Origin of the sequence: Agrobacterium tumefaciens str. B6 (assembly GCF_001541315.1) — a bacterium.
GTDB classification, from domain to species: Bacteria; Pseudomonadota; Alphaproteobacteria; order Rhizobiales; family Rhizobiaceae; genus Agrobacterium; species Agrobacterium radiobacter.
Window position 1 is genome coordinate 36,780 of record NZ_LMVK01000049.1, and the last position, 12,222, is coordinate 49,001.

At 54.6% G+C, this 12,222-nt stretch carries 10 protein-coding genes; 3 read left to right on the forward strand and 7 right to left on the reverse strand.

The genetic code is table 11. The features are described from left to right. The first annotated feature begins 68 nt into the window (after positions 1-68). Genes ASB65_RS22935 through ASB65_RS22945 form a run of 3 tightly spaced genes read left to right on the forward strand, consistent with a single transcriptional unit; the run spans position 69 to position 3,717 of the window. Positions 69-1,235, forward strand: coding sequence for an ABC-three component system protein (locus tag ASB65_RS22935; RefSeq protein ID WP_010892467.1), 1,167 nt, complete (start codon positions 69-71; stop codon positions 1,233-1,235). Continuing rightward, positions 1,232-1,738: a three component ABC system middle component gene (locus ASB65_RS22940; protein ID WP_010892466.1), complete on the forward strand. Its 507-nt coding sequence runs from the start codon at positions 1,232-1,234 to the stop codon at positions 1,736-1,738. Before ASB65_RS22935 ends, ASB65_RS22940 begins: the two co-directional genes overlap by 4 nt. Next, the gene (locus ASB65_RS22945) at positions 1,738-3,717 is read left to right on the forward strand and encodes a DUF3732 domain-containing protein (protein WP_040132274.1); all 1,980 of its coding nucleotides are present in this window, start codon (positions 1,738-1,740) and stop codon (positions 3,715-3,717) included. Before ASB65_RS22940 ends, ASB65_RS22945 begins: the two co-directional genes overlap by 1 nt. Positions 3,718-3,797: 80 nt before the next feature. Here the strand turns inward: ASB65_RS22945 and ASB65_RS22950 are convergent, their stop codons facing one another. The 7 genes from ASB65_RS22950 to scpB all read right to left on the reverse strand — a co-directional run bounded on the left by ASB65_RS22950 (position 3,798) and on the right by scpB (position 12,222). Then, the gene (locus ASB65_RS22950; protein WP_010892464.1) at positions 3,798-5,135 is read right to left on the reverse strand and encodes a hypothetical protein; all 1,338 of its coding nucleotides are present in this window, start codon (positions 5,133-5,135) and stop codon (positions 3,798-3,800) included. Further along, the gene (locus tag ASB65_RS22955) at positions 5,132-6,247 is read right to left on the reverse strand and encodes a toll/interleukin-1 receptor domain-containing protein (protein WP_010892463.1); all 1,116 of its coding nucleotides are present in this window, start codon (positions 6,245-6,247) and stop codon (positions 5,132-5,134) included. The genes ASB65_RS22950 and ASB65_RS22955 overlap by 4 nt, the downstream gene beginning before the upstream one ends. A gap of 176 nt (positions 6,248-6,423) precedes the next feature. Beyond that, a complete protein-coding gene (locus ASB65_RS22960) occupies positions 6,424-7,008 on the reverse strand; it encodes a trypsin-like peptidase domain-containing protein (RefSeq protein ID WP_040132272.1) in 585 nt (194 codons plus the stop codon). A gap of 89 nt (positions 7,009-7,097) precedes the next feature. Beyond that, complete coding sequence (locus ASB65_RS22965; protein WP_139322530.1) at positions 7,098-7,892, reverse strand: hypothetical protein; 795 nt, start codon at positions 7,890-7,892, stop codon at positions 7,098-7,100. A gap of 190 nt (positions 7,893-8,082) precedes the next feature. Further along, entirely contained in the window at positions 8,083-9,225 is a 1,143-nt protein-coding gene (locus ASB65_RS22970) for a PIN domain-containing protein (protein ID WP_010892460.1), read from the reverse strand. Positions 9,226-9,349: 124 nt separating this feature from the next. Next, on the reverse strand, positions 9,350-11,452 hold the full coding sequence (locus ASB65_RS22975) for an ATP-binding protein (protein ID WP_051489785.1): 2,103 nt from the start codon (positions 11,450-11,452) through the stop codon (positions 9,350-9,352). A gap of 89 nt (positions 11,453-11,541) precedes the next feature. After that, positions 11,542-12,222: an SMC-Scp complex subunit ScpB gene (gene scpB, locus ASB65_RS22980; RefSeq protein ID WP_010892458.1), complete on the reverse strand. Its 681-nt coding sequence runs from the start codon at positions 12,220-12,222 to the stop codon at positions 11,542-11,544.

Consider the following 12,222-nt stretch of genomic DNA (forward strand, 5'->3'; position numbering starts at 1 on the left):
AGATTAGCGATCGTCTATCACTATAGATACGCCTTCTAAGCTTTTGATTTAGTAGGTGCGGGGGTGTCATGGGAGTACGCAGCCAAATTTCGAAACACACAGCGGCGGGGCAGTATCTGGGATACTCGCTTCAGCCGGTGCGACTTTGCTATTATCTCATGAAATGCCCGGATGGAGCGACGGTATCGCTTGAAGTGCTGGACGATGTTGCCGTTCATCAGGCGGACGGCAGGATCATAGTGGAGCAATGTAAAAGTGCAACGAAGCATAATCCTCTCACCGACTGGGCAGAGGATCTCTGGAAAACCCTCTGCAACTGGCTCGACTTTCTCGCGGCAGGCGAGCTCGACACGAAGACGATCCAGTATCGGCTCTATGTGACCCCAGCTAAGTTCGGTGAGATTGCAAAACTATTACATGAAGCCAAAACTGGCGATCAGGTCGATATTGCTGTCGATTCCATCAAAACACGCCTCGCCGGGATGAAGAAGAAGCCGGCCTGTAAGCAACTTGTCGCGCGTTTCTTAGAAGCCGATCCAGAACATCGGCAAATGCTTGTGAGCCGCCTGCGTATCATTAGTGAGGATGACGATCCTGTTGACCCCCTCCGCGAGATCTTCAAGCCGACGGTTTCGCCGTTGATCGTCGATTTGATATGCGAGCGCGCCATTGGAGCTGCGAAAGAAGCGGCAGACCGGATGATCCGCGCCGGACTCCCGGCGAAGATAGATGCGGATCGATTTCGCGCAGAGCTCCGAGCATTCATACAAAAGAACAATCTTCCAGGGTTTCTGTCGTCACTGACGGACCACCCATCGAGCGAAGCGGTAACGGAGGTGTTGCAGTCGAGGCCGACCTTTGTCCGCCAACTCGAGCTCATCGAAATTCCGGCTGAAGGTCGTGTTAGGGCTGTGAGCGATTATCTTCGAACAGCAGCAGACATTTCCAAGTGGGGCGAAAGTGGGCTGATTTTTGAGGCCAATCTCCGCGATTGGGACGAAGACCTGATCGGGCGCTATCAATTCATTGCCGGCGAGATCTCAGACACCCACGCGGCCCACGATGGCCAGACGCGCGGGCGAATTGTCTACCGGCGATGCGCCTCACTCCAACCTCCGTTTGAAGGCCGCGCTGTTCCAGGGCATTTCGTGCATGGGTCATTTAACGCGCTTTCAGAGAGCCGTCGCCTCGGCTGGCACCCGGACTTTTCCGTACTTCTAGAGGACGACGAATGACGGCTCCCCCTAACAGCGCAATGACCGACCTTAAGATCGTCCAAAATCCGGGCCTTGGTGCCTACTCGATCTGGCGGTTCGGCCTGGGCCATCAACTAACTGACGAGAGGCCCGTTTCGTTTGCATTGGCCTTCCTTGTTCTTCCAATTGTCCTGCATAGAGAGACGCTTCAAACCCTGATCGCGACGCAGAAAAGCTCTGGCTTGGCCCTTTTTGGATCGAAGCTTGGAAAAGAGCGGGAAAAGATCTTGGCCATTCACGACCGCACGCTGCTGCTTCGCAATCTGAGCCTCCAATCAGTCAGTCTTGGCGTCGGGACCAAACTTTTATCGATCGACTACGCCGAGGCGAAGCTACGCGCCAATGATCTCAATACCAAACCACGTCGGCCAGTCGTCCCAGAGCGGATCAAGGACATCGGAAATGGAGCTGAAAAGCTGGGGCTCTGGTTTTCCCAGCTGACCGCAGGGCAGATCGTGAGCACATTGCAGGTAGAATTCTAATGTATTTTCAGATCATCAAGCTCATTCTTTGGCCCCGCCGGGGTGGTGAGCCCCGCGTTGTCGATTTCAAACCTGGTATTGTGAACGTCATCAGTGGAGCTTCTAAAACGGGCAAATCGGCGGTTGTTCCGATCATCGACTACTGCCTCGGCTCGGATAAATGCACCATCCCCGTTGGCGTGATTAGGGAAAACTGCAGCTGGTTTGGCGTTCTCGTCGACACAATCGAAGGCCAGAAGCTTCTTGCTCGTCGCGAGCCAGGCGATCAGCAATCGACGGGGGACATGGTGTTCCTCGAGGGATCAGCGATCGCTGTTCCAGCAGAAATTACCGACAAAACCACGAACGTCGAGACCGTCAAGAGAGCCCTGAACAGATTGTCGGGCCTAACTGATCTAGAGTTCGAGCCGAATGCCGAGGGCGGCTACAAGTCGAGGCCGAGCTTCCGTGATCTGATGGCGTTCTCTTTCCAGCCACAAAACATCGTCGCGAACCCCGACGTGATGTTTTTTAAGGCCGACACAACCGAGCATCGAGAAAAGCTCAAAACGATTTTTCCTTATGTTCTAGGCGCCGTAACGGCAACCGTTCTACAAGCCCGCTTTGAACTAGATCGCCTGCAGCGATCTTTGCGTCGCAAAGAAACTGAACTTAAGACAATCGACTCTGCCAACAACGCTTGGAAGGCTGAAGCATTAGGCTGGTTACGTCAGGCGATTGAGCTTGGTATCCTTGCGTCTGACACGCAGCTTCCAAAGGAATGGCCTGACATAATCGACCTTCTCCGTCTGGTCGCAGGATCCAATTGGAGATCAGCGCGCCCCAACTTGCCAGGCATCGACGTCACATTGGCTCGTCTTGCCGACCTGCGCACGGCAGAGACCGAAATAGCTGGAGAGCTCACTGAGCACCGCCAGAGGCTGAATGAGTTGCGGCGCTTGGTGGAAAGTAGTGAAGCCTACGGCGATGCTATGCGGATTCAAAGGGATAGGATCGGACTAGCGGACTGGCTGAGGGGTCTTTCGGCTGATGTCACAGATCCAATCGTGTCACTTGGCGAAGGGGGTCGGGAGAAGATCCTGGCGCTCTGCGACAATCTCGATGGCCTTGAAATCCGATTGAGGACGCATCCAACACTCTCAAATACGCTTGATAAGGAAATCTTCCGGCTTCGTACCGCAGCCGAAACAACCTTGGAACAGCTGAACGGCGTTCGCACTGAAATTTCAAACCTGGAAAAAGACTCAGAAAGGACGCAAGCGGAGGCAAACCGCTTTGACCAGATCGAACGGTTCCTGGGTCGCCTACAGCAGGCCTTGCACCTCTACGACAGAGCGGATCAGTCGTCGGATCTCAGGCAAGAGGTTGAAGACTTAAGGACGCAGATATCTGTCCTTCAACAGACCGTGTCAGAAGCAGATATCCGGCGAAAGCTAGGCAACGCACTCGACCGCGTTGCAAATTTTGCGAATCGCATGGTTCCCCGACTTGATGCCGAGTGGCCAGACGCGCCTCTACGGCTGATAATTGAAGACCTAACGGTGAAGGTTCTGCGGGGGACGCGTGAGGATTATCTGTGGGAAATCGGGAGCGGCGCAAACTGGCTTGCCTATCACGTCGCCTTGATGCTCGCGTTGCAACGGTTCTTTTTAGGTGAGCCACATCATGCCGTTCCAAGCATGCTCGTGTTCGATCAGCCCAGTCAGGTCTACTTCCCTAAAAGGACCGCCGAGGAAACTATCGAACTAGTGCCATGGCGAGACCAGGACGTTGCTGCGGTCAGAAAGGTGTTCTCTCTGCTAGGTTCTGAGGCGGTCTCCTCGCAGGGTAGACTGCAAGTCATTGTTCTTGACCATGCAGATGAAGACGTATGGGGCGATATTGACGGGGTCGAACTCATCGAAGAATGGCGCGGTGGCCGAGCACTTGTCCCGCTTGAATGGTTAGCCGGTGACCTCAATGCCAACACCCTCAGCTAAAAGCCAGATGGGCACCCCGGTGTGGTTTGCATCTAGCCTGTCAGTAGCTCCACGTGAGCCGGTGAACACATTGCTAACGGCTAGATCAGCGTTGCTCCTACATCAAGTAGACCATCTAAGAAGTCGTCGCGCGAGATGACGGGGGCAGTTTTAGAAGCGAGGATCAATTCTTCGACGACTTGTCGTGCCAGCGAGCGGGCCATTACCTGCTCCTGCGTAGAAATGTCCCTCATGGTTCGGCCATGCAGAAACGCGCTCCTTATGTCGAAGAGCTGTCCGTACTGGTCCGCGTGATGACGATCTCCAAGCAGGCCGGCAACGCGTCCTCGCATACGGTCCGTTGGGCGCATTCGCTTGTGCCTATCAGGGCCATTTCTGAAGCTCTTTTGATAGTCGGCCCGGAGGCCGAGCGCCGCCTCGATTGTCGTGATATGTGCCAGGAACTCGTCGATGCCCTCGGCGAGGAACGCCCGGACAAGAAAATGTACGATCGGTGTCTCGAACAGTTCGCATTTCTTCGCTGCCTCGACGATTGCCCAACGACCTTGGTCCCATATGGGCAGCTCAGTTTTTACAGCGTCGTCTAAGGGAAATTCGACCGGCCGCTCCTCTTCCACTGTCCCGCCGTAGCCGTCATCGTAGGTGTACTCATTCCAGCTGAGGGTGTAAGGGGACGGCGGCGCTGTTAGCCGTACGAAAAGATCGCTATCAACAGTATGGACCCAAGGCAGACGAAAGCCTCGCCAGTCTCCCTCGGGGAGGGTCGTCCAGTGCTCCCAAGGAGCCAGCAAGAGAAAAAACAGGGCCTCCTCAAACTTGGGGGGAAACCGCCCCTTGTGCGGCTCGATCCGTCCCAGGTCCTTGCTGAAGTCCAGCACAAACATGGGAACTGCTCTTCCCTCCGGCTCATGCTCAAATGTTGACGTTTCTTGGACCACGAGCCAGTGAAACTGCGCAAATCGATCAGCATCGAACTGGTATCGCGGGTAGAGGCGCTTTAGCCGAGGTTCGTCGAACAATGTGCGAAGTTCGGATGGCTTTAGGCGGCAAACTGAGGCCGATCCAAACGCGAGCCGCGGTAGGTCTGCAGCCAGATCGAGCGGTGCGAGATAAGTCCGGGTTGATTGGGTGGCGCGGAAGGCTGCATCCAGGTCAGCCGCCGCCGCCTCCACAGGCACCGCCAGTTCCGGCGTGGCACTTGGGTGGTGACATGGCAAACCCAGCGATCTTAGCGCCGTAGAAAGGGCAAAGTTCGGCCCCGCCTTTCCTCCGCCGGAGTAATCATTTCGGCAGACGTCTCGAAGGCGCACAAACGCCGGGTGCTTAAGAATGTTGTCAGGCGCAGGTGGACGGAGTCGCCATAGCTCGCCCATCGCATCGAGCATTTCGGCGCTTGGACCGATCATTTCCTCGCTCATGATGTGATGCGAAGCCGCCGCAGAAGCTTGCGCAGGACGGCCTCATAATCTTCTTCCCTGGAGAAATCGGCATAGAGCTTGCCCTTCAAGAATTCCGGCAGCTCACAAGCCTCGTAGAGCAGTGGCAGCACCACAACTTCACCGCTGGCGATTTCCCTGTTCATCGCTACGTCCAGTTCCTTCTTAACCCAGGGTGCCCCGATAGACTTCTTCGACAACACGACCGCGATATATCGGCTGAGCTTGATGCCCTCCTCAATTTTCGCGATAAGTGAATCGCCAATGTCGATCTCGGCTTCGTCCAGCCACACTTTCTGAACGCCGTGTGCGATTAGATCATTCCGAAGCCTACGGACGAAGGGTTTATCGACGCCGGTATGGCTCAGAAAGATGCCATGATATTTGTCTTGGGCGGGGTCATTCTTTTCCACCGCTAAGCTGTCACGAACAAGCTGATTTACAGCTTCCTGCGAAGTCGGAGGGGTAAGTAACCAACCGTTTGTTGCTCCAAGTGTCACCTTACCGCCTAGACTATAGCCTTCAGGGGTCGTGGCGATCGTGGTGAATCCGTCGGTCGGATCGGACAGGCAGAGAGTCCAGCCATCTGAACTGGTTAACTTATCGAAGTATCTCACAAAGGGGCTGTCTGGATCTAGGCTACCCATTCTCCGTCCCTTCTTCACAAGGAGATCCGACCGCTTCACCAGGCTGGAGACCTTCGGCGCAAGGTAGCCTAGATGGGTTTCTCGATAGCCAAAAAAATTGATCTTTTTCGGTTCCGAAAGGCACCAAACCACGGTTGCACCGTCGGAGATCGCGACCTCCATTTCTTTCTCTCGATCGTCTTGATCGAAGGCTGTATCGATATCGTATCGCTCATTCTCGCGTTTGAGATTGCCGAGTTCATTTTGCTCGTTTGAAAATTTCCCTGCCCTACCGAACAGAAAATGACTGTAACTCTCTGGGTTGATGATGATAGTGTCATATTCATAAAGTGGATACGCCGCACGTTCGCGATCCACCCCGGGCCGGCATAGGCCTAAATTGTCGATTTCCACCCCCGCGATAGGGGCGTCGGTGTACATCACTCCAACCGTCAACACTCTCTTCATCAGAAATTCCTTTGCCGTTCACAGCTCCGCAATATTAATACGACTCTTCGGGACGAGTAGTCCTTTATGGCTTCGTGTTGAGGCTTGTTGAAGCTGGAAGTTGTGCGGCCGCTCCAGAGGATGACTTCGAAGCTGACGCTGCGCCTGATACGCTGCTCGGCTGCTCTAAGCAGCGGTTACAGTGATTCCAAAATCCATTCACGAACATCTTCAATACGTCGTGCGACTAAGCTTTCGGTCGTCATATCCCAACTTGTCACCAATCCGGCCGGCGCGTCTCTGTTGATTTGAGTACAATAGCCCGTTGCTGTTCCCTCAATGCTCTCAAAAGCGAAGCGCGAGTTTTCGCCGGCGAAGCCCATCAGGAAGAACAATTCGTTGTCTACGCGGTCGTGGCTGGCCCCCAATGACTCCATCGGAATGGCGACCGCATTCGCAGCGTTGTCGCGCCAAACCTCAAACGGGACCTCGATCAATGCGACGTCAATTCTTGACGACTGGACGACACTGCCCTTTCCTGAGAACATCCGGGTCGATCCGTAAAAGCCATAATCCGTACCACCGCAGTTGGTCACGTGCGCGCATGTCAGGACGATGAGCCGATCCGCAACGCTGATGAAGGTCCCAGACCCCCCAAGCCGCACATCATCGTCATTCTCGCTGACAAGTGCTGTCGCCGATGGCCTCACGGCTTCTATCATCAAATCCGTTACGATCTTGAAAAGCGTTTGCTCCTCCTCGGCAGTTAGGAATGCGCTCAAAAGTACCCCTCTCGCTGACAAAAGCTATGGACATTGGAAGAACAACAAAGTCCACGGAGGCCGATGCGGTTCGGTAGCCACTCCAGGCACTATTCGACCGAACCGCTGAGCAGGTCTCGGGGCAACGATCGAGCGAAAAGTCCTATCTTAGTAATGAGTTCATCAACCCAGTCCGGAAGCCCGTCGACTGTGCTGTCGGTCAGGTAAAAAATCCATGGCTCATTGCCATGACGGGAACTTGTGAAAAATGTCTCCCACCGGTTTTGGTTTACCAGCTTCTCGAACTTCTGGCGATCCTCGAGAGGCCATTCAAAACCCATGTGGAACATGCGGTTCCTGTAGTTCAGTAGAGCATTCACCAACCGGAAGTCGCTCTTCGTTATAAACTTGGAAAGCCCCACCGCGTGAGACAGCTGTTTGATACCTGCCGGTAAATCTGTCCGAGCAGCTTCGACGTCGACGTAGATATTGGCAGACCAGCGGTCAATCATTTCCTCCGGTAGCCGCGTCCATCTCTCATGCGCAGGAAACGGTGTTTCGCTTGAACGGTACATGCGATGGAGCGCACGAAACGTATGCGTGAAAATGCTCTCGATGAGTGGGGCAAACATGCCGAGTGCGGCCATACTAGCCGCCGCGTCGGAGTAGACCGATGCGTGCATCTCGTCGACCCAAAGATCTGTCGCGTGATCGCTCACCCTTCCTTTCGATTGCCGAGCCCATTCCGCCATTTTATCTATCTGATCTGAGGCATCTTTGGCTGCAGCAGCATTCCGAGCAATGATCGCTCTGATCGCAATTAGCTGCGCTTCGAGGTCCAAGTCTGCGATCAGATAATGGGCGTAGTCACGATCATCGAGGTGAAAACCCAAACCGTCTACCATGCCTACCTCGTGAGTTCGCAATTCGTCAGCCTGTGCGCCGGTCGGCCGCATCGGTGTCCGGGTTTTGGCGCGGTACCTAGGGTCAACCGCCTCATATTTGATGGGTCGAGTGAGCGCGACATCGATCTGACACCATCGGCGATTTACCAGCGTTATAACAGGAGGTCGAGCTCAAGCACGTGCTCGACGTTCAATCAGGCTCGTGTTCGTAGAACGGTTGAACATGACCAAAATCCACAGCGCGCAAGCTCGTCGCCGGATTAACGCTGGCGTCTTCGATTGTGATCTCCTCGCTCCCTTTCCCATCTATCGTCAGCGTGACTTCGAAACGATGTTCGATTGTGACCTCCTCAATCGAGCCGCCGAGAGAAACGTAGTCGTTGTCGATGCTGTCGTGAATGGAAAAGTGAAAGCCAGCTTGGATCTTAAGCTTCGCGTTTACCGGGATCAGAAAAGTTACCGTATGACCGTCGGAAGCGACAATCCGTTGCTCAGGGCCTCCAGCATATACAACGGACTCTACGGCCGCTTCCTCGAGCTCTGCCTCCCACTCCATATAAGCTGATGCCTCGACTTGAAAGTCGAGGTCGTCAAGGTCGCGCTGGATAGCGTTCGCGATCTCATGGGCAAGCGCGCCTTCGGGCTCCTCAGCTAAATGGGTAAGGCACTTCGCGACGATCGCTTCGTCCTCATGAAACAAAGCAAGAGCCTTGCCCAGATCGGTTGCGCAATAGAGATATTCACTCTCCTCACAATAGCTGATCCAACCCCTATCCCTGCTGACGCACAGAAGATACCCGTGGTCTTGCGACCACTTATCGACGCCAGCGAGCGCTACAGCATCCGGGAATTCGTATTTTTTGTCGGCGCCTGCGAATGGCGGCTGGTTCGTGAAGTACCGCTCCATCAGTTCCGCAACGCCAATGGCTTCAGCAGAAGAGATGATTGAGACGCCGACTTTTTCGCAAAAAGTCTTGAGGAGTGCGGCTGAATGGTCCTTGATTACCTCCGTCGGTAGCAGTTTGGCTGCGAGCTCGCCTGCGATAAATGCATAATCCTTCCAAATCTTGTTGTATGTTTTCAGAGCCGTAGCGAGCTGTTCGTGCGCTCCTTGGTGCGCTTTCGCCATGTGAGCCAGCACTTCGTTTGCCACCACGTCCGACAAGACAACGGTGATCTTTTTCGTCTTCAGATTTTCGATACTCAGTAAGATGCGATTGTCGAGATTGCCGTTGGCGTTCAAGCCATCGATAATATTCGTGTCGAGAGTAAAGCCAACGACCTCGCCTCCGGCGATCAACGCCCTGATCTCGTCCGCATCATACGCTGGCACCTGCTCCTCCCCGACTTGTAAATCGTTTTATTCATCTCGCCATAGTAGTCTAGAGGACACAATGCACCGCATCGATGCCACTTATGTCGTTACTCGACTCAACGTCTCAGCAGCTGCTCTACGATTAAACCGATGCTGCCTCGTAACTTAAGGTGGTCTCGGCAGCTTTGTCGTCAGCAGCTCGAAGGCGCTGATGCGCTGCGTCCTGCGCTTCGACGAAGAAGCTTTTGCCTGAAATCCCAGCCCGATCGAAGAAGGCCTGATTTCGCTCGCGGGCATCGCTGAGTAGCGTGTCCCACGCGATCAGTTCGATAGAGCCTTTGAAGCCTGACCGCGGCTGATAAAGACGTCCCCTGCCGTCCGCGGTCCGGTCCCATGAATAGGTCCACTCATCCAATTTGCCGACAATATCCGCAACAATGAAGCAGTAGAAAACGGTATCATCCTTCAGCTTTATGGGTCTCCCTTTGACGTCAAGCTTGCCGCCTTCGAGCAATCGTCGCACGTAGCGCTCGACTTGATGCTGGGGGTTTTCCTCTGAGGCGTAGCTTGTTCGCCCGGGGCGCTTGAACTCGACAAGTAGCACCCTTGACGGATCCTCTGTCTGACGGAGCCCATGCACATGATCGAAGATCAGAACATCCGGACGCTCTTCGCTGGCGACGGCGTCGGAAAGGTTTTGGAATTCCGCATCGGAGCTAAAATACTGAGCGAACGTCAAGCGCTCGTCGATGATCCAAAGGTCGTGTGAGGATGCCGGAACGACCTTTCTGCTGCCATTGGTCAAGGTGTTCACCCGCAGCGGGCAGATGAAGGAATGCAAGATGTCTTCGCGCTGATAGCTGCTGTCGCGCGTGTCGTCACGAACTTTCTCGAGGAGGATTTCGATAAAATCGAGCACGACCTTTCGGCGGACGATATATTCAGTGAGGCTCTTTTGCTCCGCCTCTTCGATCGCCTTACCGGCAGCCTCGATGGCGCCGGCGAACGTGTTGACGTCGACTGATGGCTCCTTCAGGCGTTCGAGCACGGTACGAATTTTTTCTGCCTGTCGTTGGTCCCTTCGATACCGTTCACGCGAAAGGTGGCCGAAGATGGCGTCATCGTTCAGTTCGCCAGAGGGGAGTTTCTCCTGTAGTTCATCGACATCACCGAAGGCGACTGACGGATAGGATTCGGTAATCGCCTTGACCCTTGTTCGCTGATCCTGTCGTAATGACTGCAATGGCTCGGCCAGAAACTTCTCGATGTGAGGAGTACAAACGTCATTTACGATGCGATCGAGGATGGCATCTTCGAACTGGAACTTGGTTCGCTCCTGGTTGACATTGTCGTCTAGGTATTTACCTGTCAGTACCGCATGAAACACCCGGTCCTCGTTCGGTCCGAAATATTTCAGCCCAAGCTTACCGTCGATCTTCTGGGAATGGACGGTGCGGTCGTGGGCAATAAAATGAACGAAGTGCGACCCCTGCAAATCCGCGCTCGCGATCTTGTCGCACTCCATCAGTGTTAAGGTGAGCGGCCCGTAGTCGACGGTCGCAATGTTCTCGATGGTCTCACGGCGATGGATAATTGAGTTGATCTCTTCAGGGTAGTGACGAGTCTCGTCTCCACAATGGACTGTGATTTGAGGCGAACGGCTTCCGATAAACGTCGGCAGGAAATGAGATGTGAAGTGCTGGAACACATACGCGGGTCTGCCAGGGAACTTCGCGCGGTAGCCGTTGTCGCGAAGCCCGCTGAACTCGACCATCACGCCGGTTTCGGGCGCTACACCGTCAATACTGCTTTCTTCATAGTCCTGAATCTGCTCGGACCGCGATAGAACGAAGCGGAATTTCCGACGCGTGCCTCGACCATTCTCCTGCGATTTACTTGAGACGCTGATCGCCTCAAAAGAGTCTAGCCAGAGAAGTCTTCCAACACCTTTGCCGCCACGGGCAATCTTGTTGTCGGTATCGGTTGTGGTGAACGCCTCGTAGTTCTTCGAATCGAGCCCGATACCATTGTCTTCGACGATGATCTTGGCAGGCGCCTGCCGACGAGCCATCGTCAGAGTGACGACGATCTTGCCGTTGGTTGCGACGTTCTCCTTGAAGCGATCTTGAGTGCTATGGATTGAATTGCTCACCGCCTCAAAAAGAGGCTGCATAGCATCAGCCGCGTTGCCGGGTTTGGGAAGGCGATCGATTCTTTTGACGAGATTTGATTTCAATGACGGCATTTTATTTCCCCCGAGCATCTACAACTTTATGCAGCAATCGATTTTTCTCGTCTATCGCCAAAGAAGAGCCACCAGTAACTCACTGAAACCTATTCTTCTTCTGAATCGCCTTCGGCCTGAGCTTCTACGGCGACTTCCGTTTTGCTCAGCAAACCCGCATCTTCGAGCGCTTCGATGTTCGGCAGGTCGCGCAGCGTCTCCATGTCGAAGGTGGAAAGAAAGTGCGTTGTCGTCACATAGGTATAGGGTGCACCCGGCGTCGGGCTGCGTGGCCCGGAGCGGATGAACCCTGCGCCACGCAGATTACCCATGACGTCGCGACTGACTTCCTTGCCAAAAATCTTCGACAGTTCGCCTCGGGTGATCGGCTGAAAATATCCCACCGCCATCAGCACCATCGCCTCGAACTCCGACAACATTGTTGCCGTGCCGCGTGTTGGAGCAGCTGACGCTTGGATGGTGTCGGCGAACCGCGGCCGGGTTCGATGCTGCCAACCGCCGGCGACCGACACCAGTTCATAGGGCCGGCCTTGCAAATCCTCCCTGAGATCATCGATCAGCAGATCGATGCTGCACTCCTTCCCCACCACCCGCGCCAGCGTCTCTCGGCTGACGGGCTCGGCCGAAGCAAAGATCACCGCCTCGACCCGCATCATCCATTCCCGCCAGCGCATCTCCGCCGGGAACTGATCCAGTTCACGATCATAAAGAAGTTCGTCTGCGGCGTTCGCCTTTCGACGAGATGGTTCGAGTGCAGGAGATCCGGCCAT

Coding starts and splice junctions, on each gene's coding strand:
- ASB65_RS22945 (WP_040132274.1), top strand. CDS start 1,738: ATGTATTTTCAGATCATCAAGCTCATTCTTTGGCCCCGCCGGGGTGGT.
- ASB65_RS22975 (WP_051489785.1), bottom strand. CDS start 11,452: ATGCCGTCATTGAAATCAAATCTCGTCAAAAGAATCGATCGCCTTCCC.
- ASB65_RS22935 (WP_010892467.1), top strand. CDS start 69: ATGGGAGTACGCAGCCAAATTTCGAAACACACAGCGGCGGGGCAGTAT.
- scpB (WP_010892458.1), bottom strand. CDS start 12,222: ATGGCCGGATCTCCTGCACTCGAACCATCTCGTCGAAAGGCGAACGCC.
- ASB65_RS22940 (WP_010892466.1), top strand. CDS start 1,232: ATGACGGCTCCCCCTAACAGCGCAATGACCGACCTTAAGATCGTCCAA.
- ASB65_RS22950 (WP_010892464.1), bottom strand. CDS start 5,135: ATGAGCGAGGAAATGATCGGTCCAAGCGCCGAAATGCTCGATGCGATG.
- ASB65_RS22965 (WP_139322530.1), bottom strand. CDS start 7,892: ATGGTAGACGGTTTGGGTTTTCACCTCGATGATCGTGACTACGCCCAT.
- ASB65_RS22955 (WP_010892463.1), bottom strand. CDS start 6,247: ATGAAGAGAGTGTTGACGGTTGGAGTGATGTACACCGACGCCCCTATC.